This window comes from Succiniclasticum sp. (genome assembly GCF_056977735.1).
In genome coordinates this window covers 211,099-235,944 of record NZ_DBMCWA010000002.1, presented here as the reverse complement: position 1 = coordinate 235,944, position 24,846 = coordinate 211,099, and the positions used below count along the sequence as shown (strand labels likewise).

Genomic DNA, 24,846 nt, shown 5'->3' with positions numbered 1-24,846 from the left:
CCATTTTTTAGAAGGTGAAAACGTATGCGTATACCAGGAGCTGGCGGTGTGCAGGATATCCGCATTTATGAAGTTGCGTTCCGGGACGCCTGGGACCTGATCTTTGATTGTCTGAACGATATCGGTATTGATGTGGATGAACGGGATGAAGAGCATTTTGTCGTCCATGGTCATAAAAAGAAAAAGTTTTTTGATGTTACCCTGCAGGATATGGGAGACGGGGCAGTACAGCTGTTTTTTGACCAGCATAAAAAATATATTGAAGTATATACATGGAAGCCCGATTACAGTGATGTTGATGCGTTTTTTAAACTGTATGAACAGCGTCTCATTGAGATGAAGGCGTTCATCCGTTGCACGAGCTGCGGGCATAAGGTGCGGGCCAATACGAAATTCTGCCCGGAATGCGGCACACGGCTGAATTTCAATGAAGATGTGATTGACAATTCGGATGAGAAGAAGAGCATTTTTGATTCTATTTTCCGGAGTGATGATTAACCAATGTACATAAACCGTTGCAGCCGGTAAGGCATAAGCAAAACATCGTGCGCGTTTGCTTCATTCCATGAGATGAAATGAGCCGGTCGTGGCGAGACTGTTTGAGGGGCGAAGCCCCGAGTTTCGAAGCCACAGGCGAATGAATCCATGGAATAGCAAACGGGAACGGTTTTGCAATGTCTTACCGGCTGCAACGGTTTTTATTTCCCTATACAGCTGTTTTCTATCATTGTTAAACGTGTTGCTGCCTCTGGGGAAACAGAAAAGCAGGAAAACAAAAAAGCTGCTCTCCGAAGAGAACAGCTTATTGTATCATTTCTGATTATGCGCGGGTAACATTGCCGGAACGCAGGCAACGGGTGCAGACATTCACGCGTTTCACTTCGCCGTCAACGATGGCCCGTACAGTCTGTACATTGGGCTTCCATGCAGCTTTGGTGTGACGGTTGGAATGGCTTACGTTGTTGCCGGACATGATGCCCTTACCGCATACTTCACAAATATGTGCCATTTGGTTCGACCTCCTTCACAGAATCAGCATATTGCTACTAATTAAAATTTAACATGAGTATCTTACCACAAGTGGAATTGAAAAGCAAGCATTTTTCAAAAATGTCAAAGAAAAAAGAAGGAATAGTGCTATAATCTAAATAATATGATAATGATTGTTGCAGGAAGGACGGGTGTTTATGGAAAACTGGTGGCAAAAACCGATTACCGCCTTAAAGGGAATCGGGTCCAAACGGGCGGAAGCCTTTGCCCGTCTGGACATTGCGACGATCGGGGACTTGCTGAGTTTTTATCCCCGTCTGGACAGTTATATTGATTATTCTCATCTGGCGACGATCAGAGAACTGAAGACAGACGGTTCCCGTCAGATTTTTGAAGCGGAGGCCCTGCGGGCCGTGGAACGTATGTCCGGTGGTGGCAGGCGCTATGCAGTGATTACCGTGAAAGATGAAACCGGTTACGCGGAACTGTTCCTCTTCGGCGCCCAGCGTTTTCAGGCCCGACGGTTTAAACCGGGCAGCCGGATTCTCGTTACGGGCCGGGTGAAACCGGGCCGGACGGCCAAGGCAGTAAGCGAAGTGCTGCTTCAGCCCTGTGATGAAGATAACCTTGACAAATCGGTAGGGATTCTGCCTGTTTATAATCTGACGGAGTCGCTGACCCAGCAGAATCTGCGGGCAGCGGTGCGGCAGGCATTACAGATGGCGAAGGAATATGGGCTGCCGGAAACGATTCCGGAGAGCATTTGCAGACAATACGGATTCTTATCACGCATCGAAGCGGTGAGCAACATCCATTTCCCCGAAAGCATGGAGAAGTTCCGTACGGCAAAAAAGCGCCTGGTGTTTGAAGAATTGTTTTTGCTGCAATGTGGGCTGATGCTGAACCGGGAGCATAATCATGACGGACGCCCGGGGATCAAACTGGCACGGGACGGAAAGATTGTTACACAGGTTCTGCAGAATTTGCCTTTTGCACTGACAGAAGCCCAGCAAAAAGCATGGGCGGATATTTCCGGCGATATGGAAGACGTGAAGCCCATGCACCGCTTACTGCAGGGCGACGTAGGCAGCGGTAAGACAGTCATTGCGGCCCTGGCGCTGGCCAAGGTGGCGGAAAACGGATTCCAGGGGTGCATCATGGCGCCTACGGGCATTCTGGCCCAGCAGCATCTGGAGACACTGACGGATTTTTATAAAGGGACCGGAATCACAATTAAAATTTTAACAAGCAATACCAAGGCTGCGGAACGCCGTGAAATTTTACAGGAACTGGCAGACGGAACGCTGCATGTTTTAGTGGGAACCCATGCGCTTCTGCAGGAAGATGTGGTGTTTGCCCATCTGGCCCTGGTGGTGACAGACGAACAGCACCGTTTCGGAGTGAACCAGCGTGCGGCGCTGGTGAATAAATCGGACTACGCACCGGACGTGCTGATCATGACAGCCACTCCCATTCCCCGCACGTTGGCGCTGACGGTCTACGGTGATGTGGAGACCTCCGTGATGCGGGGCATGCCGCCCGGGCGGAAAGCAGTGGAAACCTTATGTTACACCGGCGACATGCGGCAGAAAGTGTATGCCGGCATGGTGCGGCAGATTGAAGCGGGGCGGCAGGTGTATGTAGTCTGCGCTTCCATTGAAGAATCGGAAGCCATGGAAGGCATCCGCAGCGTGAACGATGTGTATGCGGAACTGAAAAAGACTTGGCTGAAGAGCATTCCCTGCGGCCTGCTCCACGGCAAGCTGAAACCGGCGGAAAAAGACGAGATTATGGAAGCCTTCGCGGCAGGGAAACTGAAATGCCTTGTGACCACGACGGTGATTGAAGTAGGCGTCAATGTGCCCAATGCCACCCTGATGATCGTGGAGAACGCCGACCGGTTCGGCCTGGCCCAGCTGCACCAGCTGCGGGGCCGGGTAGGCCGGGGCGACAAGCAGTCCTATTGCGTACTGCTGACAGACAATCAGGAGCAGGATAACCTGGCGCGCTTAACGGTGCTGCACAATTCCAACGACGGCTTTGAACTGGCCCAGCGGGATCTGGAGCTGCGGGGCGCAGGGCAGCTGTTCGGCCTGCGGCAGCACGGCTTGCCGGATCTGCGGCTGGCTGATATACTGAGAGACACGGACGTGCTGCTGGCGGCCCGGAAAGACGCAATCCGGGTATTAGCACAGACGGAACTGCGGCAGGAGATGCTGAAAGGCGCCGCAAATCTGTTCGACAGCCGCTTTGCCGGAATTTTTAATTCGTAACGTTTCCTGAATGCAGAAGGCCAGCCCGCGTTTTGTGAAAAACGGTTTTTATTTTTTCCCTAAAACGTTGCAGCGTTTTGCAATGTTTCATTCCCTGTTGTAAATTAAAACAAGAAGGAAGACCTTACATGGCAGAAGAAAAAAAGAAGTGGTATCAGGACCCGGACGGGGTGACCAAGATTGCGGCCCTTGTGCTGCTGCTGGTGTTGCTGCTGTGCCTGCACCTGTTTGCCGGCGAAGTAGTGCACACGGCTGGGCGTCTGGCCGTCAGCGGTAACGTGAAAGCGCTGGCGGAATACCTGCGCTCTTTCGGTCACTGGGCCATTCTTATCAGCTTTTTTATAGATGTGCTGATCAACGCGGGCAGCGTCTTTCCCTCTATCTTTTTATCTACCGCTAACGGGCTGATTTTCGGTCTGCCTCTGGGCATCGCCGTTTCCTGGCTGGCGGAGACTACCGGCGTGGTGCTGAGTTTTCTGCTGATGCGTTTCTTCTTCCGTAACACAGCGGAAAAACTGATCCGTAAGGCCAACCGCCTGCAGGATATTGACAAGGCCAGTGAAAAGAACGGCATCATCTGGATGACCTTTGCCCGGGCGCTGCCGTATTTTCCTTCCGGCATCCTGACCGCCGTCGGTGCCCTGAGCCGCATGAGTACAAGGGACTACATCATCGCCAACCTGATCGGTAAATTTCCTTCCACCGCGCTGGAAGTGGTCATCGGACACGACGTGGTACACTTCCGGGAGAGCATGGCGCGCTTAACCGTTCTTGTAATCGTGGTGGCAGTGGTGTTCTATATTGGGAAGAAGAAGCTGTTTAAGGAAAAATAACGAAAAGCATTATACTGACAACATTTTGTTTTGTTAATTGCATGTGTGAAATGCTCCAACAATCCAAAAAACTGCACAAACTACAAAAAGTACATCAAAAGTACATCGCCTGCAATCTGCACGGTTGCAGGCTTTTTGTTATGTCAGTGTACGTAATGTACTTTTTTATTGGTGATTCTTAATAAAAAGAAAAATATATAGGGGATTGCACCAAAAAAAGTACACAAAGTACATTCGATATCTCTGCATCGGCACGGGGACTGGGTTTGTCCCGGTGCATTTTTTCAGCAGAAAATACATTTTGCTGCACGAAAGTGCATTGCAGGAAATCGTTGCCGCTTCCGCTTCATCGAACAATAACAGCGCAACTGGCTTCACATCTTCAGACAGAGATCCGGATAGCAGTAACCGCAGCCCCGGCGGACTTTCATCTTCCCGTGGCTCTTCATGGCTTCGGAAAAACGCTTGCGGTTCCATTTCACGTTGCCGCCAATAAGCAGCCATTTGTTGAAATCATCCATGGCCTTGGTGTGCTGCAAATAACCCAGACTGGGTTCCGTACGTTCATCCAGCTCCGGCGTGGGACCTTCCCCGTTGGTATAAAACGTACCGGCCAGCAGCGTGTCGACAGGGATGACCGCTTTGAAACCGCCCATGACCGCCGCAACGGTTTCAAAGAAGGTGCCCTTGCCGCAACCGCCGGGGCCGAAGGCAATGAGAAACTTCTCTTCTTCCTCCTGCCAGAAGCGTCCGTTCCACCGCACCCAGTACCTGATCTGGGGCACGTACCGCCAGTCTTTTGCCAGCAAAGCCTGCAGTCGTTCCGCGTTGCCCGCTCCGGTCAGGGGCAGGGCCATCAATTTCAGAATTTCGGTTTGCTCCATTGTGTTAAAACCTCCTGTGATATGTTTAATTTAAATTACCCTCTACTTATATAATCAAACGAGACGGAAAAAACGGCACAAAATTTACTTAAAATTTAGTTCCTCACTTATATTCTCCCGAAGGGGTAACGAAATCTTAAGTAAATTTGAAAAAAATACTCTCACTTGTATAACCGATTGAGCCGCCAAAAATTCAAATGCTTTTTTATGAAAAATTTCACGTTTCACTATATATATCCGACGAAGTTCCAAAAACGAAACCAGTTTTTTAAAAAAATTGTAAAACGTATTTGTCCTTGAATATCTTTTTATAAGCAGGCCGTGTACCGGTTATATGTCCGGCGCGCGGCTTTTTTAATTGACCGGGTATCTTGGAAAAAATATCGCCGATAATAAAACTTGATACATTTGAAACAGGATAATGTGGAAAGCGAACGGCGTAAAGGAAAAACGTGATAAATAATTGCGCCCTTCGAAATTATTTACTATAATGAAAATATTTCCGAAGATGGCAAGACGGTAGTCCGCGATCTGGCGAAAGAGTCTGTAAAAGTTATAGCCGGCACAAATACGACGGTAACGGAAGGAACGGACGGGAATGCCAAGACCTATGCGGTGGATGTGGTTACTGATGGCGCACTGGATACGCAGGTTGCAGCCCTCGCGGGAGCAACCGGTGCGGATATGGCGGCCCTCGGCACGCGCGTCAGCAATCTGGACGTCAAGGTGGAGAAAGTCGGTGCCGGCGCGGCAGCCCTGGCGGCGCTGCATCCGCTGGATACGGACAGCAAGTTCACCATGGGCGCGGGCTTTGGCAATTACCGGAGTGAAAACGCCATGGCATTAGGCATGTTCTACCGTCCCAACGATCAGGTGATGTTCAGCATGGGCAACGGAGAAAACCTGCTGAATGTCGGTGTGAGCTTCGCATTGGATAAAGGCGTGACCACCAGCAAGGTGGCCATGGCGAAGAAGATTGCGGAACAGGAAGAAAAAATTCAGACTCTGGAAGCAAGACTGGCAGCGTTAGAAGCAAAACTGGCAAAGTAATATAATAAGGTTACATCGGGGTGATCGGATGTAAGCAATTTCAACAACAAATACTGCAAAAAAAAGACAAAAGCAAAACGTTGGGGGCGGTTGTGTAATTCCATGAGATGAAATTCGTCGTCGTGGCGAGACTGTTACGATAAAAGCCCAAGAAGCAAGCCCATAGGGCGAAGCTGATTGGATGCTTTTATCTACTTGCAGTGCGCCGCAGAACGCAAGCCGAAGGCATAGCGTGATGCGTTGCGCACGAGCCATTGAGAGGCGAAGCCTCGAGTTTCGAAGCCACAGACGAATGAATCCATGGAATAACAACCGTCCCCGGTTTTGCGGTGTCCTTTTTTGCAGTTATATTGTTTCAAATCTTTACAATTTTTCAGCCAAATCAGGGAACACACTCAGCGACCGTTTTAAGATTCCGTGGGTGTAAGCGATACACAGCCCGTAATTAGTCATAGGCACGTTCTGGTCGGCGGCGCAGCGGTACCGGTACTGCATTTCCCGCTCGTTCAGCATGCAGCCGCCGCAGTGGATGATCAGTTTGTACATGGACAGGTCTGCAGGGAATTCTGTGCCGCTGGTCCAGGAGAAGTGAAACTGTTTTCCGGTAAAGTCCTGAATCCATTTTGGCAGCTTTTCGGTGCCGATGTCCCCGCATTGGCGGTGGTGGGTGCAGCCTTCGGAGATCAGTACATTGTCTCCCTCCTGAAGCTGCTTCAGTGCTGCCACGCCCAAAACGGCCTGCTTCAGGTTGCCTTTGTGACGGGCCATCAGAATGGAAAAAGAGGTAAGCTTGATTTCTTCCGGTACCGCCTGATTGACCTTCCCGAATGCCTGACTGTCGGTAATGACCATTACCGGCGGCTTTTTCATGTTTTCCAATGCGTTGCGCACATTATTTTCCTTTGTGATGACAGCCACAGCGTCTCTGTCAATGATGTCGCGGATGGTCTGCTGCTGGGGCAGGATGAGACGGCCTTTGGGCGCGGCGCTGTCAATGGGGGTCACCAGCAACACAGTGTCCTCCGGTCTGATAAGGTCGGCGCAGATGGGAAAAGGCGCTTTCTTTTGGGGAACCAGGTGGGCCAACAGTTCTTTCAGTTCCCGGATGTTTTGCCCTGTGGTGGAGCTGACGGAAATCTGCGGTACTGTGGAAGGGATGACGTTTTGTTTTGTTGCCGGTTGCTTATATGATGCTGCGCCGTTATGTGCAGGGCCTTTTGCCGCATCTCTTTTTGAAACGGTTGCCGCTTTTGGGTCAACTGCATCCGCTTTCGTAAACACCACGATACAGGACAGTTCTTTGTCCTCGATGCGTTGCAACAGTTTCAAATCCTCGTCTGTAATACCTGTTGTGCTGTCGATGACGAGGATGGCGATGTCGGTTTTGTTTAACACCTGCAGTGATTTCTGAACGCGGAGCTGTCCCAGTTCCCCGGTGTCGTCGATGCCGGCGGTGTCCATCATCAGAACCGGGCCTAAGGGCAACAGCTCCATGGCTTTTAAAACCGGGTCGGTGGTGGTGCCCGGCACGTCGGCCACCACGGCCAGCTTCTGCCCGGTCAGAGCGTTGATGAGGCTGGATTTGCCTGCGTTGCGTTTCCCGAATAAACCGATATGGACCCGTTCCCCTGCCGGGGTTGCATTTAAACTGCTCATGAAAGTCTCCTTTTCCTTTGCGTTATGGTTTTGAAGAGTCGGTGAAAACAATAATGTCTGATGTATTTAATACGAAAGGCATATTGCATTATTTTTCAGGATATTGTATAGTATAGCGTGTTTGCTTCAATTATTATACCATGAGATGACAAACCGGCAACAGAGTGTGACAGCGTATGGACAATAACGTAAACAGAAATAAAAAACTGAAGATACTGATCCTTTCCGCCCCTATTGGCAGTGGTCACCGGATGGCTGCCGCTGCGCTGGAGGAAGCGTTGCTTTGCCTGGAAAACGTGGAAGTGGTGCAGGGGAACGTATTTGATTTTTTCCCGTCATTCATCGGGAAGGCGTTTCTGAAATTTTATGAAACAGTCCTGGCTGTTTGTCCCTGGCTGTACGCTTTATCCTACCGCTGGAGCAATCAGGGAGGCGGTTCTTTATGGATGCGCAACCTGATCAACGGAATGTTGCTGCGTCTGGGCAAACCATTTATCGAAGAGGTAAAACCCGATGCCGTATTCAGTACCCATGCTACGCCTACGGGAATTCTTTCAATGTATAAACAGAAATATGACACCAGCCTGTGGCTGGGGGTTGTGGTGACGGATTTCACCGTGCACCGCTGGCTTGTGTGTCCGGGGGTGGACGCGTATTTTGTGGCGGATGAAAAACTGTTCGGACAGATTGATTCTGCAGCAGGACATTCTAACACGCTGCCGGCACTTTATGGCTGGGGCATTCCGGTGCGCGGCAGGTTTACGGAAAAACAGGAAATTGCGGCAGTACGTCAGGAAACGCGCAACAGGTACGGCTGGCCTGCCGATGCCTTTGTCTGCCTGCTGGCAGGCGGAGGTGGCGGTATGCTGCCCATGGAAGAGATTGTGTGGAGCCTGCAAAACGAAAAGTTTAAAGATATTTATGTAGTGGCGGTTACCGGGCACAACGAAGGATTGCGTAAGAAACTGGAAGCGATGCGGGAGGCTTTTCCCGGCACGCAGGGGGGAACGGAAGCGACCGGGGCCGCTGAGGTTCCTGCAAATGGCGATCCACTTCAAAATCAAAAATATATCTCCCGTCTGACGGTACTTGGCTTTACCGACGAAATGCCGCAGCTCATGCAGGCGGCGGATGTGGTCATTACCAAAGCCGGCGGGGTCTCTCTTGCGGAATGCCTGGAGTGCGGAGCAAATATTTTGATCTATCATCCTCTTCCCGGGCAGGAGCAGGGAAACACGGCATTTTTCCAACAGGAGTATGGAGCTGCGGCAGTAACGGATATCCGGCAGTTGGATGATTATCTGGAACGTGAGAGGAAGGTTTCCCTTCCGGAGCGGTTGCAAAGGCAGAACACACGGAAACAGCGTTACGGATGCCGTGCTGCGGCGGGACGGGTTGCGGAGCTCACTGACAAACTGCGGAACAGCTGATTCCCGCCCGTATTCCCGCTGTTTTGCTGATGCTTTTTTTATTCCGGATATTTTACAGTTTTTTTACTATTTTAATGAAGAAAAAATGAAAAACACATTGACTTTATGACATCCGTTGTGCTATGTATATAAAGTAACACTGAAAATTGAACAGGGCATGTAAGGGCACCCAAATTTAAGAAAAGAGGCGGTTTAATGGAACGTTTTTACTGGGCTGCACTGGGAGCTGCCAAAGGAATTGATACGGCGCATTTGCTTGCGCTGGTCAGGTCTTTTGGCAGCCCACAGGATCTGTATGAGGCGGAGGAAGCGGACATTCTCGCTACGGGAATCCTTTCACCGGAACGTACTGTAAAATTTGTTGAATGCAACAGGAAGAACAGAAAGCTTCCGGAACTGTTGCAGGAGCAGTGTGAGAAGTTGCATATTTCGGTTGTTCCTGTTGGCAGTTCCGCTTATCCGGAGCGCTTAAAGCGGATTCTGCGCCCGCCGGCCGTTTTGTATGTGAAAGGAACACTGCCGGACTGCCGGTACAGTATAGGTATGGTAGGCTCCCGTATGGCCGACGCCTACGGAAAAAAGGCAGCGGCCTGTTTTGGCAGGGCGCTGGCAACGGCCAGTGTGGCGGTTGTCAGCGGGGGCGCGAAAGGAATCGATACAGCTTCCCATGAAGGGGCGCTGCAGGGCGGGGGAAAGACGGTAGCAGTATTGGGCTGCGGTCCGGATATTGTTTATCCGCCTGAGAACCGTAAGCTGTTTGAGGAAATCGAAGCAAACGGCGCGCTTATCTCAGAGTATCCGCCCGGAACACAGCCGGATCGGTTTCGTTTTCCGGAACGCAACCGGATCATCAGCGGAATCTGCCAGGGTATTGTGCTGGTACAGGCTGCGAAGCGGAGTGGGGCGCTGATCACGGCAGAGTTTGCCATGGATGAGGGACGCGAGGTGTTCTGCATTCCCGGCAACATCTTTACGGATAAAAGCGCCGGCCCCCACAGGCTGATCAAGGCGGGGGCGCGTCTGGTTGATTCCCCAGAGGATATTCTGGAGGAGGTTTTCCCGGAATTATGCGGAAGTGCCCATTCCAATCTGTTTGCGGGACTTAACAGCGGTGCGCCGCTGGGCAAATGCTCCGAAGAGCAGCAAAAGATACTGGACCTGCTGACCCGGGGGCCGCAGACGCTGGAACAACTGGTGGAAGCCACCGGTTTTGGCGTTGGAGAGGCCAGCGTCCTGCTGCTGGAACTGCAGCTGATGGGGTTAGTACAGATGGATTCCGGTCAACGCTATCTTTGCACCTGACGGCCCGCGAAAAGCGCCGGACAGCGTGCCTGCGGATCAATCCGTGTTTTCCTTAAATAAAACGTGAGTATAAAGCACGTGCGAGTTAGCTGTTTCAGCCGTCAGGCTGATTCTGTATAAAATGGTCATTACCCAAATTTTTTACGGGAGGATATATGAAAAAGAATCTTATCATTGTGGAATCACCGACCAAGTCAAAGACGATCACTAAATTTTTGGGAAAAAATTATGCGGTAAAGGCGTCCATGGGTCATTTGCGTGACCTGCCCAAGAGCACGCTGGGCGTGGATGTGGAGCATGATTTCACACCAAAGTATATCAATATCCGTGGCAAGGGAGACCTGATCCGCGAGTTAAAGGCGGAAGCAGCCAAGGCGGATAAAGTGTATCTGGCAACTGACCCTGACCGGGAAGGGGAAGCCATCAGCTGGCATCTGGCCCATATTCTGGGTCTGGATGATAAATCCCCCTGCCGGATCGAGTTTCATGAAATTACATCCGGTGCGGTGAAGGAAGCGTTAAAGCATCCCCGTTCCATCAATATGGCAATGGTAGATGCCCAGCAGACCCGCCGCATCATCGACCGCCTTGTCGGTTACAAACTGAGCCCGCTGCTGTGGCGCAAAGTACGTAAAGGATTAAGCGCGGGCCGCGTGCAGTCTGTAGCGGTCAAGATTATTGCAGACAGGGATAAGGCCATTGCCGAATTCGTACCGGAAGAGTTCTGGACCATCAAAACAAAACTGCGTGAAGAGGCGAAAGCTCCTCTTTTTGAAGCAGAAGCAAGCAAGAAGAACGGCGTGAAACTGGAAGTTCATAACGCCCAGGAAGCATTGGCAGTAGAAAATGATCTGAAACAGGCGAGCTATAAGGTGGAAGCAGCGTTCCGTAAAACGGTTTCCCGCCGGGCGTTACCGCCTTTTACCACCAGCACGTTGCAGCAGGAAGCGTCCCATAAGCTGAATTTCACGACCCGTCGTACGATGATGGTGGCCCAGCAGCTGTATGAAGGCGTTAGCGTCGGCAAAAGCTCTGCCGGTCTTATTACTTACATGAGAACAGACTCCACCAGGCTGGCGGACGAGGCTGTGACAGCAACCCGCGAACTGGTCACGCAGCTTTTCGGCGGGGAATACTGCCCGGAAAAACCGAATGTTTTCAGTAACAAGAGCAACGCGCAGGATGCCCACGAAGCAATCCGTCCTACGTCCGTTACACGGACTCCCTCCGAAGTGGAACCATACCTGACAAAAGAGCAGTTCCGGCTTTACAAACTGATCTGGGACCGTACCATAGCAAGCCAGATGACACCGGCGGTGTACGAACAGACAACGCTGACCATTGCGGCCGGGGCTTATGAATTGAAAGCCACCGGCTCGGTCATGACTTTTGACGGTCATCTGCGTCTGGCGGATAAGAAAGAAATGAATGCAGAGAAGCAGGCAGAGGTTCCGTTTATTAAATCCGGTACCGTACTGACCTTATATAAAGTGCTGCCCGGTGAACAGCATTTCACCGAACCGCCGGCGCATTATACAGAAGCATCCCTGGTTAAGAAAATGGAAGAAGAAGGCATCGGACGTCCTTCTACGTATTCTCCTATTATCCAGACGATCCAGACCCGGGGCTATGTAGCGCGGGAAGGCAAAAAACTGATGGCTACAGAACTGGGTGTCAAAGTGGCAGATATGCTGACAGGCCATTTCGGCGATATCATCAATATTCCGTATTCTGCCCGTATGGAAAATGAACTGGATGCCATTGCAGCCCATCAGGTCGATAAGGAAAAGACGCTGGCGGATTTCTATAAACCTTTTGAACAGCTGCTGGAAGAAGCGGACAGGGTGATCCCGAAAGATCCGCCTCCGTTGGAGTTAAGCGGTGAAAAATGTGAGTTGTGCGGCAAGGATATGGTCATCCGCGAAGGCCGCTTTGGCAAGTTCCAGGCCTGCTCCGGTTTCCCCCAGTGCCATAATACCAAACCGCTGCTGGTAAAGATAGGCGTACCCTGCCCGAACTGCGGGGGCGAGGTAACACAGCGCAGAACAAAGACAGGCCGTGTGTTCTATGGTTGTGAACATTATCCTGTCTGCGAGTTTACCTCCTGGGATAAGCCTACCGACAAACCCTGCCCGGTCTGCGGCAAACAGCTGCTGGAACGGATAGAAGGGAATGGGAAAGTGAAATACTTCTGCTCTGATCCGGAATGCACGAATGCCGCTCCGAAACGGGTCGGACGCAGGAAAAAGGTGACGACTGCTTCGTTGCTGGCAGGAGATGCTGCTGAAGAAACAGAAAAACCGGCGGCCAAAAAGAAAGCCGGCAGGAAGGCTAAAGCCAAAACGACCGGAACAAAGAAAAGGGGCAGAAAGCCAGCCGTTAAAAAGACGGAAGCGTAACGTGTCTGTATAGTACAAATACGTTGACAGGAGAACGTGATGACAGAAGCAATTTATCCGAGCCTGCCGGTACATGTGATCGGCGCAGGACTTGCCGGCAGTGAAGCAACCTGGCAGATTGTAAAGCGGGGCATCCCGGTCATTCTGCATGAAATGCGTCCGGGAAAATCAAGTCCTGCCCATAAAACCGAATATTTTGCGGAACTGGTCTGCAGCAATTCCTTTCGGGCCGGTAACGTGGAAAATGCTGTGGGTCTTCTGAAAGAGGAAATGCGGCGGCTCGATTCACTTATTATGAAGGCGGCTGACGCCAACCAGGTGCCGGCGGGCGGCGCCCTGGCAGTAGACAGGGAACTGTTTGCCAGGGCCGTGACCGGTTTTATCCGGGAACATCCTCTGGTTACGGTAGTGGAAGAAGAAGTGACAGAGCCGGAGAATCTGGAGGGGCTGGTGATCTTTGCCAGCGGCCCGCTGACTTCTCCTGCGCTGAGCGAGGCCATTCAACGCATCATCAGGGCAGAATATCTGCATTTCTTTGATGCGGCAGCTCCCATTGTGGAAAGTGATTCCCTGGATTACGATATCATTTACCGTGCATCCCGTTATGATAAGGGGGAGGCAGCGTATCTTAACTGTCCTTTCTATACAAAAGAAGAGTATCTTGCGTTTTATGAAGCGATGAAGTCCGCGGAAACGGCTGAAATCAAAGATTTTGAGCACAACGTGTTTGAAGGATGCATGCCGATTGAAGAGATGGCATACCGGGGCGAAGATACCATGCGGTTCGGCCCGCTGAAGCCAATCGGGCTGCGGGATCCCCGCAACGGAAAAGAGGCGTATGCGGTGGTGCAACTGCGACAGGATAACGCAGCGGGTACCCTGTACAATCTGGTGGGTTTCCAGACCCATCTGAAATGGCCTGAACAGAAACGCGTATTCCGGATGATTCCCGGCCTGGAGAATGCGGAGTTTGTGCGTTACGGCGTGATGCACAAAAATACATATCTGAATTCCCCCCGATTGCTGAATGCAGATTTCCGGCTCCGGACAGACCCGAGATTCTTTTTTGCCGGACAGATGACCGGGGTGGAAGGGTATGTGGAGTCGGCAGCTTCCGGCCTGATGACGGGAATTCAGGCTGTCTGTGCGCTGAAAGGGCTGCCGCCTGTTGATTTTCCTGACATTACGGCCATGGGAGCCCTGGCCCATTATATCAGCAATCCGGCCATAACGGATTTCCAGCCGATGAATGTGAATTACGGTATTATGCCAGCCCTGGAGAAACGGGTACGCAAAAGAAGATTCCGGAATGAACTGTTGTCCCAGCGGGCGCTGCAGGCGTTGGAGCAGGTTAGTATCCGTTGTTCCACACTGTAATTATCTGCCATTAGAGTATATTGGAACGTTTCGGCAACTACAGGACAAAATATACAAATTTAAACTTCAAATTTAAATTTTCAAAAAATTTATTATTGTTTTAAAAAAATAAGTTTGCTTATTTTCTAAATTCATGATAGTATAAATTGACTCAATTTCACAGATATAGAATATAAACCGTATATCAATGGTGTTATGAGAGTCAGAGGATTGGCAGCATTGTTGAGGAGTGAAGCAATTGTCACAGGCAGAGCTGCGAAGTGAGTGGGCTGAAAAATTCTATAATTATCTGCTGGTTGAGAAGAATGGTTCCAGGCTGACCGGGGAAAATTACCGGAGGGATATTTCTGATTTTGAACAGTTTATGGCCGGTAAAGCCGGAAAAGATTTCAACTGGAATGAGGTTCAGGTCATTCATATCCGTTCGTATCTTGCCTGGCTCAACCACGAAAATTATGCCAGACGGACCATCGCCAGGCGCATTTCTTCCCTGCGTTCTTTTTATAAATTTTTATTGCGTGAAGAGTATGTAGGGCAGAATCCCTTTACAAAGGTACGTACGCCGAAGCTGGATAAACGGCTTCCGGTTTTTCTGGAGGAAACGGAGATTGATTCCCTCCTGGAGCTGCCCGATACGACGCCGTTAGGGTTACGCGATCAGGCTGTATTGGAAATGTTGTATGCGACCGGGTGCCGTGTTTCGGAACTGGCGGGTCTCCGGTTATCGGATGTTGATCTGAGCGGACTGTTTGTCCTGCTGCACGGTAAGGGGAATAAAGACCGTATCGTTCCTATCGGGCATACCTGTAAAGAGGCTTTTCTTCGTTATTATGCCAAAAGCCGCTCGCCCCTGATGGAGAAATACCATGAAAAAGAGCATCAGTATGTTTTTGTAAATAACCGGGGCGGGGTATTGACAGACCGCAGTGTACGCCGGATTCTGGATAAATATGTGCAGAAACTGGCATTTCAGAAAAATGTCAGTCCCCATACGATCCGGCATACCTTTGCAACACATCTGCTGGAGCATGGGGCCGATTTGAGGGCGGTCCAGGAACTGTTAGGACACGCAAGCCTGTCCACGACCCAGATCTATACCCATATTACGAATGAACGAATCAATAAAGTATATCAGAATAATTTCCCGAGAGCGTAAGCAACAAAGGTATTACAAATGGAGGTGCGCGAATGAAATTGCTTGAAAAGGCCCGTAAACTGAACAAACTGATGCAGAACGGGGAACGTGTCAAATACAAAGAAGTTGCGTCATTGCTGAAAAATCTGATTGACAGCAATGTTTATGTGATCGATGTAGACGGATCTATTTTGGGTTATAGTCTGCTGGATGAATTTGAATGTGATATTATGCGTGATCTGGTGCTGGCCGGCCAGCGTTTTCCGGAAACGTATATGGAATTTGTCAGTGAAACGACGGAAACCAATTCCAACATCAGCCATAAGGAGCAGAAATGTTCCTTTGTTGATGACAAAAAGTGTATGTATGGAGAGAAACGGACTACGATCGTGCCGGTTAACGGGAGTGGCGATCGCATTGCGACCCTGATTCTGGCTCGTTACGACAGGGATTTTAATGACGATGATCTGCTGCTGGCTGAATATGCGGCGGCGGTTATCGGTGTGGAAATTTTGCGGGAACGCGAGGTACAGGTCCAGGAAAACGCGCGTAAAAAGGCTATGGTACAGATCGCGTTTTCCACTCTTTCCTTCTCCGAATGGGAAGCGATCGTCAATATCCTGGCAGAGCTGAAAGGTACGGAAGGGATCCTGATCGCGTCAAAAATTGCGGACAGGGTCGGCATAACCCGTTCCGTGATCGTCAACGCCATGCGTAAGTTTGAAAGCGCCAACCTGATTGAGACCAAATCGCTGGGGATGAAGGGTACGTACATTAAGGTTAAAAATGAGTTTTTGCTGGATGAGATCCGGAATCAGAATGATTGATGTAAACTTTTTTAATTGTTTTTAAAGCACAGGGGAAACAACCAGTAAACTATGAGAAGTTTTTTCTATTTTTGGTCGGTGGCCGGAGTGCTGCTGACCGGTCTATATTGGCTGATGTACCGGCGTGGTTTTACATTTTTAAACCACGCTTTTGTTTTATGTTTTTTTTTATTTTTACCGGTACTTTTTTGCGCAGTCAATGTGTGGGGCCCGGGGCTTGATATCGCGCCGGGGCTGTTACGTCCCTTTGCCTTCCTGAGCGGGTACTGGCTGGCTTTTTTCCATTATTCCGTTTATGCGGGGATTCTGTATGTTTTGCTGCGGATCGCCGGCTTTATCGCGGGGAATGGAGCTGCATGGCAAAACACTTATACAATGTATGCCAAAAGCGCCTTTATCGTTGTGATGGCGGTTATAATTTATGGCGGCTGGAATGCATTGCATCCTGTTGTGAGGGAAGTGGAACACGATACGGGGAAAAAACTGCCGCAGCCGGTGAGAATCGTGCTGGTGACAGATATCCACCTGGGTTCCCTGTTCGGAAGACAGTATGCAGAAGAGCTGGCAGAGAGGATAAACCGGCAGAATGCCGACGTTGTCCTGTTTGGCGGCGATCAGGTGGATAACAGCCTTAATTACCTGCTGCGGGAAAAAAGCTATGAACCCCTGAAGAATATCCGCAGCCGTTACGGTGTGTATAGTATTTTAGGCAATCATGATCATTTTGACGGGCGGATACAGAGGGAAGTGGAACTGTTCCGTTCCGTCGGGTTCCGTATGCTTGTGGATGAGGCGGTCGATCTGCCCTGCCACATTCACCTTGTGGGACTGGAGGATTATCGTACAAGGCCACAAAACCCCTGTCTTGAACAGCTGGCCGGCCGTGATCCCGGAAAAGCAAATTTACTGCTGGAGCACCAGCCCCGGCGCTTTTGGGAAGCGGAACGGGCCGGGTATGACCTGTACATGGCCGGCCATACCCATGGCGGGCAGCAGGCACCGTTGAATCTGGTGACACGGCGTATGTACCTGCTGGATTACGGCAGTAAAAAATTCGGTAATATGCTGGGCGTGACTTCCTGCGGTTACGGTCTGTGGGGTTCTCCCGTCCGGATTGGCAGTACGCCGGAAATCGTTGTGATTACATTGCGATAGGGCGGAGCCAGACGTTTTTTTGATTGAGACTGCAGTTTTTTAGTTGAGAATTATTAAATAACCAATGAATAATACGAAAATGTTAGGCAACCTGCTGTTGCTGCTGACTGCATTAATCTGGGGTACTGCCTTCGTGTTTCAGCGCGTGGGCATGGACAGCATTGAACCGATTACGTTCAATGCGGCCCGTATGGCGCTGGCGGCGGTGATGGTGGGCGGACTTGCCAGTGTTTTACGGAGAAAAAGCAAAGAGAAATTGCAGCGCCATGCTGCCGCTCCGCAATCGTTCACTGAGACGGGAGCGGAGTGTAATCAAAGAACAAAAGAGGAAGCGGTACAATGGAAGAGTACACTGAAAGGCGGTGTCTGCTGCGGCCTGTTCCTGACAGCGGGCAGTGTCTTCCAGCAGATGGGCGTGGTGTATACGACTGCAGGCAAGGCCGGATTTATCACGGCCATGTATATGCTTCTTGTGCCTATACTGAATTTTCTCCTGTTTAAAAAGAAAAACACGTGGCTTGTATGGCTGGCGGTCTTCATTGGCATCGGCGGCATGTATCTGTTATGCGTAAAAGAAGATTTCGGCCTTACGCGGGGGGATATTCTGGTCTGTATCTGCGCCCTGATGTTCAGCGGTCACATTTTATGCTGCGATTACTTTGTAAAGGTTGCCAGTCCCATTGAACTGGCGGCTGTTCAGTTTACTACGGCAGCTCTTTGTTCCGCGCTGGTTGCGGCTGCAGTCGAAACGCCGTCCTGGGCTGGTATTGTGTCTGCCGCAGTTCCGATTTTGTATTGCGGTGTCGTTTCGGGCGGTATCGGTTACACGCTGCAGATCGTTGCCCAGAAATATACGGACCCCACCATTGCCTCATTGCTGATGAGTCTGGAATCCGTTTTTGCGGTCATGGCCGGGGCGGTATTACTCGGGGAACAGATGAGCTCCCGGGAAATGCTGGGCTGCGTAGTAATGTTTGCTGCCATTGTCCTGGTGCAGATTCCGTTACCGGGCCGGAAACAGGGGTGAAAGACCCGTATTCTGTGTACAATATACTTTTGGAAATTCAGGTCCCGTTTTAAAAATAGTGTAAATTCTTTTACACTATTTTTTTTGCGGCTTTTTCCTGATTACTATATAATTTATAGCTGTAAGGTTTTTGGTTTTTAATCAGCGTCCCCCTGAGGATATGGGAAAACAGGATAATCTTATAGTATCTCGTTAAAGAGGAGGAAAAAAATGAAAATTTCAGAACGCGCGCTGGGCATGACTGCTTCTCCGATCCGCAAACTGGTGCCTTATGCAGATGCGGCCAAAAAGAAAGGTAAAAAGGTGTATCATCTGAACATCGGGCAGCCGGATATTGCGACTTCGCCCAAATTCATGGAAGCCATCCGTAATTTTGCCCCGGAAGTAGTGGCGTATGGGAATTCTCAGGGCGACATGAACCTGATCAAAGCAATCCAGAAGTATTATGACGCCTGGGGCATCCACTATGAAACAAAAAATATCTTCATCACCAACGGCGGCAGCGAAGCACTGGAAATGGCGATTTTCAGCCTGTGCGACCCCGGCGACGAAATTCTGGTGTTTGAACCGTATTATGCCAACTATACAACTTTTGCCAAACTGGCCAGCGCTAAGGTAACGGCGGTGCCTACCTACGCTGAAGAGGGCTACCGCCTGCCGGATCAGGCAACGATTGAAAAGTACATTAACAGCAAGACCCGGGCGATCCTGCTGACAAATCCCGGTAACCCTACCGGCGTGGTTTATACCAAACAGGAAATGGATATGATTGCTGCCATTGTAAAAAAATATAATATTGCGCTGATTGCGGACGAAGTGTACCGGGAATTCGTTTACGACGGAACTTATACCAGCTTTGGCACGTACGAAGAACTGGAACAGAACCTGATCATGGTCGATTCCGTTTCCAAGCGCTACAGTGCCTGCGGCGCCCGTATCGGCTGCGTCATTACCAAAAACAATGAGCTGTGTGCACAGTTTATGAAACTGTGCCAGGCCCGTCTGTGTGCTCCGGCGGTAGAACAGGTCGGTGCGGCAGCCTTGTATGATACCCCGGCTTCGTATCTGGAAGAGGTAAACAAAGAGTATAAGAAACGCCGTGATACCATTGCGGCCGGTCTGGCGAAGATTCCGGGACTGGTTTCTTCCCAGCCGAAAGGGGCTTTCTATGTTATGGTCAAATTCCCGGTTGATGATGCAGAAAAGTTTGCCATCTGGATGTTGCAGGACTTTGATGTAAACGGCGAGACGGTTATGATCGCCCCCGGCAACGGATTTTACGCAACCCCGGGCAAAGGCGTGGACGAAGCCCGGCTGGCCTATGTGTTAAATTGCGAAGACCTTGAAAAGGCGCTGGCGCTTCTGGCGGAAGCTGTAAAACAGTATCCGGGGCATATTTGAGGCAGGATCGTTCCGGATAGTTCGTTCTTCAGGAAAGCTATCGGGAACAGGATCGATGTAATCTTTTTTGAAACAGGATAGTGCACATTAAAAAACAGGCAGCCCGGCTTTGGCCGGCTGCCTGTTTTGCTGTTGGTGTGTAATGGTTATGCTTTACCGGAACAGTTGAGCACATCGCGCATCTTATGGGCGACCATGGCTTTGATGGCTTCCCGGGCAGGCCCCAGATACTGACGGGGATCGAAATCGCCGGGATGTTCCGTGAAGTATTTACGGATGGATGCAGTCATTGCGAGGCGCAGATCGGTGTCGATATTGATCTTGCAGACCCCGAAGGTACCTGCTTTCAGCAGCATATCTTCCGGAACGCCCTGGGCCCCGTCGATCTTCCCGCCGTATTTGTTGCATTCTTCTACAAAGGAAGGAATGACGGTAGAGGCGCCATGGAGTACCAGCGGATAACCGGGCAGGAGGCTGGTGATCTTTTCCAGCCGGGCAAAGTCAAGCTGGGGTTTGCCTTTAAACTTATAGGCGCCGTGGCTGGTACCGATGGCGATAGCCAGACTGTCGCAGCCGGTACGTTCCACAAATTCTACTGCCTGGTCAGGATCTGTGTAAGTGGCGTCCTGGGAAGCAACCTTTACGGCATCTTCCACACCGGCCAGCTTGCCTAATTCTGCTTCCACGACCACGCCTTTGCTGTGGGCATAATCTACCACACGTTTTGTCAGTTCAATGTTTTCTTCAAAAGGATACTTGGAACCGTCGATCATAACGGAAGTGAAACCGCCGTCCACACAGTCTTTGCAGATTTCAAAATCTGCACCGTGATCCAGATGCAGGCAGATGGGTAGACCGGTGTCTTCGACCGCTGCCTCTACCAGTTTGGTCAGATAAATATGCTTGGCATACTTACGGGCACCGGCGGAGACCTGGAGGATCAACGGGGCCTTTTCCTGGATGGCGGCTTCCACGATACCCTGGATGATCTCCATGTTGTTTACGTTGAAAGCGCCTACGGCATAATGTCCTTCATAGGCTTTCCTGAACATTTTTTTTGTATCAACTAATGGCATAAAATAAACCTCCTTGAAAATTAGTCAGCTTTTCCGTGATTTACTTCTGTGCATATATTATAGCACATAATGGGACAGGCAGTATACACTAGTTTAGATTGTTCTGCCACGCCAGGCGTAAGTCTTCCGGCAATGCGGAAGTTACTTCCAGAAATACACGGGTCCAGGGATGTACAAAAGCGATTTTACAGGCGTGGAGCCCGTGACGCAGGGGAGGCCCCGGAATGTTTCCGTATAAATTATCATGCCAGAGGGGACAGCCTATACCGGCGAAATGCACGCGGATCTGATGTGTCCTTCCTGTGTAAAGACGGCACCGGACCAGGGAAATGGGGCCGGCGGATATAAGCCGGTATTCCGTTTTACAGGGCTTGCCTTCGGGATGTATCTCCCGTTCGATGATGCTGCCTGGTTTTCGGGCGATCGGGAAATCAATGATTCCGTGTCTTGCGGGCAGAACTCCGGTAACCAGGGCAAAATATTCTTTCTGCATGCCCTGCTTAATCAGCTGCCCCTGGATTTCAGGAAGTTTGGCAAAAACGACCAGGCCGGAGGTCTGCCGGTCCAGCCGGGAGACCGGGTGCAGGGTAAGATTCCAGCCATTCTGCCGGTAGTAACGGCTGATACTGGCTGAGAGGGTATTGCAATCTTCTTTTGTTGTGGGATGGACAAGGATACCGGGCGGCTTGTTCACAATCAGAAGCGCCTCGTCTTCATAACGGATATCCAGCATATATAACACTTCTTTCGGCAGATTAGCAGTACTTCGATCTATGGTATAATTTTAATATACGGAACGGCAGGGAAGCAAGGATTTTGTCCGTCATACAAAAAATTTAGAAAAAACTTAATATATTGTAGGAATTCCTCACTGAAAATATTGTGTCGGGGCTCCAACTATGGTATAATTCAATATCAGCGACAAATGAATATATCCGGGTACAGTCCGTTTAAAAGGGAAGACGGTGCAATTCCGTCACGATCCCGTCGCTGTTATGCAGCTTTTCTGTAAACACTGCTTACAGTCAGCAACCTGCCCGGATTTAATGCACCGTAATCCACGAGTGATGGAAATGGCGTAACGCAGAGGCGCGAGAGCATTGTATAGGATGCTGCGTCCTGGGTTAACTATGAAGATTTCTGCCTGTGGATGCGGAAGTCTTTTTTGTTATGTAAGGAACCGCCGGCCAGGCTGCCTGCAATAAACAGGGGTATTTACCGGTGATTCGTGAGAAGGTGTATGACAGAATTATGGAACAGGATGTTGTTGTTTCTCAGGGTAAACTGATGCGTCGCGGCTATACGACCGGCAGCTGTGCCGCAGCTGCTTCCAAGGCTGCCGCGGTGATGCTCCTTTCCGGGGAAGAAACTGATTCGATCCGGCTGGATACTCCGAAAGGAATTACGCTGACGCTGGACGTGCTGGATATCCTGCGGGGACCCGGGTTTGTCCGTTGTGCGATCCGCAAAGACAGCGGGGATGATCCGGACGATACAAACGGAACGCTGATTTATGCCACGGTATCTGACAAAAACAGTAAGATCCCGGGGGAAGAGCCTGTGATGCAGCCTCAGACCCCTTCGGTTGAACAGATGGATGAAAAAGTGGAAATCTGGGGCGGGATCGGCGTAGGAAAGGTGACGAAGCCGGGACTGGCCTGTAAGGTAGGCGGCCCCGCAATCAATCCGGTGCCGCGCAAAATGATAACGCAGGAAGTTCTGGCAGCAATGGACCGGTACGGGTTTGAAGGAACCCTGCGTGTCGTAATCTCAATTCCGGACGGCGCAGCCATTGCTCCTAAAACATTCAATCCGCGGTTGGGGATTGAGGGCGGTATTTCCGTTCTGGGCACAAGCGGAATCGTAGAACCCATGAGCGACCGGGCCCTGATCGATACCATGTATACGGAAATGAATTCCCGTAAGGCGGCCGGCTGCAAGGATCTGCTGGTATTCTTTGGTAATTACGGAGCCGATTTTACCCGGGATGAGATGAAAATTGATATCAGCACGGCAGTGACCTGCAGCAATTTTGTAGGAGAACTGTTGGATTATGCAGTACTGAAAGGCTTTGAGAGTGTTCTGATCATCGGCCATTCCGGTAAACTGATCAAACTGGCCCAGGGGGTTATGAATACCCATTCCAAATATGCCGACTGCCGTTCGGAGTTTCTGGCCCTGCAGGCTCTTTTCCACGGCGCTGCTCCGGAGATAGGTAAAGAGATTTATCAGGCGCTGACAACAGATGAAATGACAAAGATCCTGAAGCGGGAAGGCCTGTTTGAAACGGTGATGGAAGAGGCGGTTAAAAAAATTGATTTCTACATGCAGAAACGGGTACATGGGAAAGTAAAGACCGGCGCCATCCTGTTTTCCAATGTTTACGGATTATTAGGAAAAACTGCCAATGCAGACCAATTGCTGAAACTGCATCAAAATGACGCGGCAAAAAATAACAGGGGTATTTGATCCGGAAACAATAAATTGCTATAAATTTTTGAAAAGATAAAGGAGAAACGAAGTATGAAGGGTAAACTGTACAGTATTGGCGTAGGCCCCGGGGATCCGGAACTGATGACGCTGAAAGCAGTCCGTCTGATTAAGGAATGCGATGTGCTGGCAATTCCGCAGGGCGACAGTGATGTGCTGGTAGCTAAAAATATCGTGGAAGGAATCGTAGACCTGAAGGATAAAGAACAGCTTCTGGTTTATATGCCGATGGTCAAAGATCATGATATTATTTCCAAAGCGCATCAGAAAGGCGCGGATGATATTATTAACTATCTGGATCAGGGTAAAAACGTGGTTTTTATTACGTTAGGGTGCCCAACGGTTTATGCGACCTGCATCTACGTTCATAAACTTGTACTGAAAGCAGGATATGAAGCGGAACTGGTTCCCGGCGTGACGAGCTTCTGTGCAGTAGCGGCAAAATTAAATGTTTCCCTGTGCGAAAAAGCGGAACCGCTGACGATTCTGCCGGGCAGCTATAAAGAATCAAGCCGGTTCCTGGACATGCCCGGAAATAAGATCCTGATGAAATCCGCCAGTGAGATCGGCAGGGTCCGGGATGAGCTGACCGGGCGCGGGCTTTTGAAACATGCCCAGATGGTGGAGAATTGCGGCCTGCCCGGAGAAAAGATATACAAAGATCTGAGCAAAGTTGACGATAAAAGCAGTTATTTTTCAGTGATATTGGTAAAAGAAAAGGAGTTTGAACAGGAATGATCTATTTTATTGGCGCAGGTCCCGGAGCAGCGGATCTGATCACGGTTCGCGGGAAAGAACTGCTGGAAAAGGCAGACCTGATCATTTATGCAGGTTCTCTGGTTAATCCGGCTTTGCTTGACTATGCAAAACCGGAGTGCGTAATTATGAACAGCGCGGTCATGACGCTGGAAGAAGTCATTGCGGCTATGGTTCCGGCTGCCCAGGAAGGCAAACTGGTAGTGCGCCTCCATACAGGCGATCCCAGCGTCTACGGCGCCCACAGGGAACAGATGGATCTGCTGAAGAGTTATAATCTTGATTTTGAAGTTGTGCCGGGAGTCAGTTCCTTCTGCGCGGCGGCTGCTTCCCTGAAAGCAGAGTATACCCTTCCGGAGGTCAGCCAGTCCGTTATCATTACCCGTATGGAAGGGCGGACAGGGGTTCCTCCGAAACAGAAGATCAAAGATTATGCGAAGCATCATGCCACCATGGTCATCTTCCTCAGTGCCGGTATGCTGGAGAAGCTCCAGAAGGAACTGATCAGCGGCGGTTATGGAGCTGATGAACCGGCGGCTATTGTTTACAAAGCTTCCTGGCCGGATGAAAAAGTGCTGCACTGTACCGTTGGTACGATTGCAGAAACCGCAGCGGCCAATAACATCAGGAATCTGGCCCTGATCACTGTCGGTGGTTTTCTGGGTTCGGCTTATGAGCGCAGCGAGCTGTACAATCCTACATTCGAAACCGGATTCCGTAAAGCCGATGCAAGCAAGTTGCAGATTAAACCGGTAAGCAGGACACATCACAAACCTGTAAAATAA

At 50.3% G+C, this 24,846-nt stretch carries 21 protein-coding genes and 1 riboswitch; of the genes, 16 read left to right on the top strand and 5 right to left on the bottom strand.

The genetic code is table 11. The annotated features are described in order from the left end of the window. The first annotated feature begins 24 nt into the window (after positions 1–24). The gene (locus ACZOWY_RS02220; protein WP_484392532.1) at positions 25–498 is read left to right on the top strand and encodes a zinc-ribbon domain-containing protein; all 474 of its coding nucleotides are present in this window, start codon (positions 25–27) and stop codon (positions 496–498) included. A gap of 322 nt (positions 499–820) precedes the next feature. Here the strand turns inward: ACZOWY_RS02220 and rpmB are convergent, their stop codons facing one another. After that, positions 821–1,009, bottom strand: a complete 189-nt coding sequence (gene rpmB, locus ACZOWY_RS02215) for a 50S ribosomal protein L28 (RefSeq protein WP_484392531.1) — start codon at positions 1,007–1,009, stop codon at positions 821–823. A gap of 178 nt (positions 1,010–1,187) precedes the next feature. Between rpmB and recG the strand changes: the two genes are divergently transcribed. Both recG and ACZOWY_RS02205 read left to right on the top strand, forming a co-directional pair. Then, complete coding sequence (gene recG, locus ACZOWY_RS02210; RefSeq protein ID WP_484392530.1) at positions 1,188–3,263, top strand: ATP-dependent DNA helicase RecG; 2,076 nt, start codon at positions 1,188–1,190, stop codon at positions 3,261–3,263. Positions 3,264–3,391: 128 nt separating this feature from the next. Continuing rightward, the gene (locus ACZOWY_RS02205; RefSeq protein ID WP_484392529.1) at positions 3,392–4,096 is read left to right on the top strand and encodes a TVP38/TMEM64 family protein; all 705 of its coding nucleotides are present in this window, start codon (positions 3,392–3,394) and stop codon (positions 4,094–4,096) included. A 374-nt stretch (positions 4,097–4,470) separates the two neighbouring features. Here the strand turns inward: ACZOWY_RS02205 and ACZOWY_RS02200 are convergent, their stop codons facing one another. Next, positions 4,471–4,980 carry a hypothetical protein gene (locus ACZOWY_RS02200; RefSeq protein ID WP_484392528.1) on the bottom strand — a complete coding sequence of 170 codons (510 nt, stop codon included), beginning with the start codon at positions 4,978–4,980 and terminating at the stop codon, positions 4,471–4,473. A 615-nt stretch (positions 4,981–5,595) separates the two neighbouring features. On the opposite strand from ACZOWY_RS02200, the gene ACZOWY_RS02195 reads away from it, so the two are divergent. Further along, the gene (locus ACZOWY_RS02195; RefSeq protein ID WP_484392527.1) at positions 5,596–6,030 is read left to right on the top strand and encodes a YadA C-terminal domain-containing protein; all 435 of its coding nucleotides are present in this window, start codon (positions 5,596–5,598) and stop codon (positions 6,028–6,030) included. Positions 6,031–6,393: 363 nt separating this feature from the next. On the opposite strand, the gene hydF is transcribed toward ACZOWY_RS02195, so the two are convergent. Beyond that, positions 6,394–7,686, bottom strand: a complete 1,293-nt coding sequence (gene hydF, locus ACZOWY_RS02190; RefSeq protein WP_484392526.1) for a [FeFe] hydrogenase H-cluster maturation GTPase HydF — start codon at positions 7,684–7,686, stop codon at positions 6,394–6,396. A gap of 176 nt (positions 7,687–7,862) precedes the next feature. On the opposite strand from hydF, the gene ACZOWY_RS02185 reads away from it, so the two are divergent. The 9 genes from ACZOWY_RS02185 (at position 7,863) to ACZOWY_RS02145 (ending at position 19,739) form a co-directional block, all read left to right on the top strand. After that, positions 7,863–9,116 (top strand): MGDG synthase family glycosyltransferase, encoded by a 1,254-nt coding sequence (locus ACZOWY_RS02185; RefSeq protein ID WP_484392525.1) that lies wholly within the window; start codon positions 7,863–7,865, stop codon positions 9,114–9,116. A 195-nt stretch (positions 9,117–9,311) separates the two neighbouring features. After that, the gene (gene dprA / locus ACZOWY_RS02180) at positions 9,312–10,418 is read left to right on the top strand and encodes a DNA-processing protein DprA (RefSeq protein WP_484392524.1); all 1,107 of its coding nucleotides are present in this window, start codon (positions 9,312–9,314) and stop codon (positions 10,416–10,418) included. A gap of 155 nt (positions 10,419–10,573) precedes the next feature. Next, positions 10,574–12,817, top strand: coding sequence for a type I DNA topoisomerase (gene topA, locus ACZOWY_RS02175; RefSeq protein ID WP_484392523.1), 2,244 nt, complete (start codon positions 10,574–10,576; stop codon positions 12,815–12,817). A gap of 39 nt (positions 12,818–12,856) precedes the next feature. Beyond that, positions 12,857–14,194 carry a methylenetetrahydrofolate--tRNA-(uracil(54)-C(5))-methyltransferase (FADH(2)-oxidizing) TrmFO gene (gene trmFO, locus ACZOWY_RS02170; RefSeq protein WP_484392522.1) on the top strand — a complete coding sequence of 446 codons (1,338 nt, stop codon included), beginning with the start codon at positions 12,857–12,859 and terminating at the stop codon, positions 14,192–14,194. 238 nt (positions 14,195–14,432) lie between these two features. After that, positions 14,433–15,350: a tyrosine recombinase XerC gene (gene xerC / locus ACZOWY_RS02165; protein ID WP_484392552.1), complete on the top strand. Its 918-nt coding sequence runs from the start codon at positions 14,433–14,435 to the stop codon at positions 15,348–15,350. Positions 15,351–15,382: 32 nt separating this feature from the next. Next, positions 15,383–16,156 carry a GTP-sensing pleiotropic transcriptional regulator CodY gene (gene codY, locus ACZOWY_RS02160; RefSeq protein WP_484392521.1) on the top strand — a complete coding sequence of 258 codons (774 nt, stop codon included), beginning with the start codon at positions 15,383–15,385 and terminating at the stop codon, positions 16,154–16,156. Positions 16,157–16,357: 201 nt separating this feature from the next. After that, positions 16,358–17,311: a metallophosphoesterase gene (locus tag ACZOWY_RS02155; RefSeq protein ID WP_484392520.1), complete on the top strand. Its 954-nt coding sequence runs from the start codon at positions 16,358–16,360 to the stop codon at positions 17,309–17,311. A gap of 64 nt (positions 17,312–17,375) precedes the next feature. Next, complete coding sequence (locus ACZOWY_RS02150) at positions 17,376–18,338, top strand: DMT family transporter (RefSeq protein ID WP_484392519.1); 963 nt, start codon at positions 17,376–17,378, stop codon at positions 18,336–18,338. 210 nt (positions 18,339–18,548) lie between these two features. Continuing rightward, entirely contained in the window at positions 18,549–19,739 is a 1,191-nt protein-coding gene (locus ACZOWY_RS02145; RefSeq protein WP_484392518.1) for a pyridoxal phosphate-dependent aminotransferase, read from the top strand. A 146-nt stretch (positions 19,740–19,885) separates the two neighbouring features. On the opposite strand, the gene fba is transcribed toward ACZOWY_RS02145, so the two are convergent. Together fba and ACZOWY_RS02135 are read right to left on the bottom strand one after the other, a co-directional pair. Then, positions 19,886–20,815, bottom strand: coding sequence for a class II fructose-1,6-bisphosphate aldolase (gene fba / locus ACZOWY_RS02140; protein ID WP_484392517.1), 930 nt, complete (start codon positions 20,813–20,815; stop codon positions 19,886–19,888). Positions 20,816–20,903: 88 nt separating this feature from the next. Beyond that, a complete protein-coding gene (locus ACZOWY_RS02135) occupies positions 20,904–21,548 on the bottom strand; it encodes an RluA family pseudouridine synthase (protein ID WP_484392516.1) in 645 nt (214 codons plus the stop codon). Between the two features lie 187 nt (positions 21,549–21,735). After that, positions 21,736–21,870: riboswitch (cobalamin riboswitch) on the top strand. A 166-nt stretch (positions 21,871–22,036) separates the two neighbouring features. On the opposite strand from ACZOWY_RS02135, the gene cbiD reads away from it, so the two are divergent. From cbiD to cobM, 3 genes are read left to right on the top strand one after another with little or no spacing between them, the layout of a single operon-like run. Continuing rightward, on the top strand, positions 22,037–23,284 hold the full coding sequence (gene cbiD / locus ACZOWY_RS02130) for a cobalt-precorrin-5B (C(1))-methyltransferase CbiD (protein WP_484392515.1): 1,248 nt from the start codon (positions 22,037–22,039) through the stop codon (positions 23,282–23,284). 54 nt (positions 23,285–23,338) lie between these two features. Continuing rightward, positions 23,339–24,043 (top strand): precorrin-2 C(20)-methyltransferase, encoded by a 705-nt coding sequence (gene cobI, locus ACZOWY_RS02125; protein ID WP_484392514.1) that lies wholly within the window; start codon positions 23,339–23,341, stop codon positions 24,041–24,043. Continuing rightward, entirely contained in the window at positions 24,040–24,846 is an 807-nt protein-coding gene (gene cobM / locus ACZOWY_RS02120) for a precorrin-4 C(11)-methyltransferase (protein ID WP_484392513.1), read from the top strand. Before cobI ends, cobM begins: the two co-directional genes overlap by 4 nt.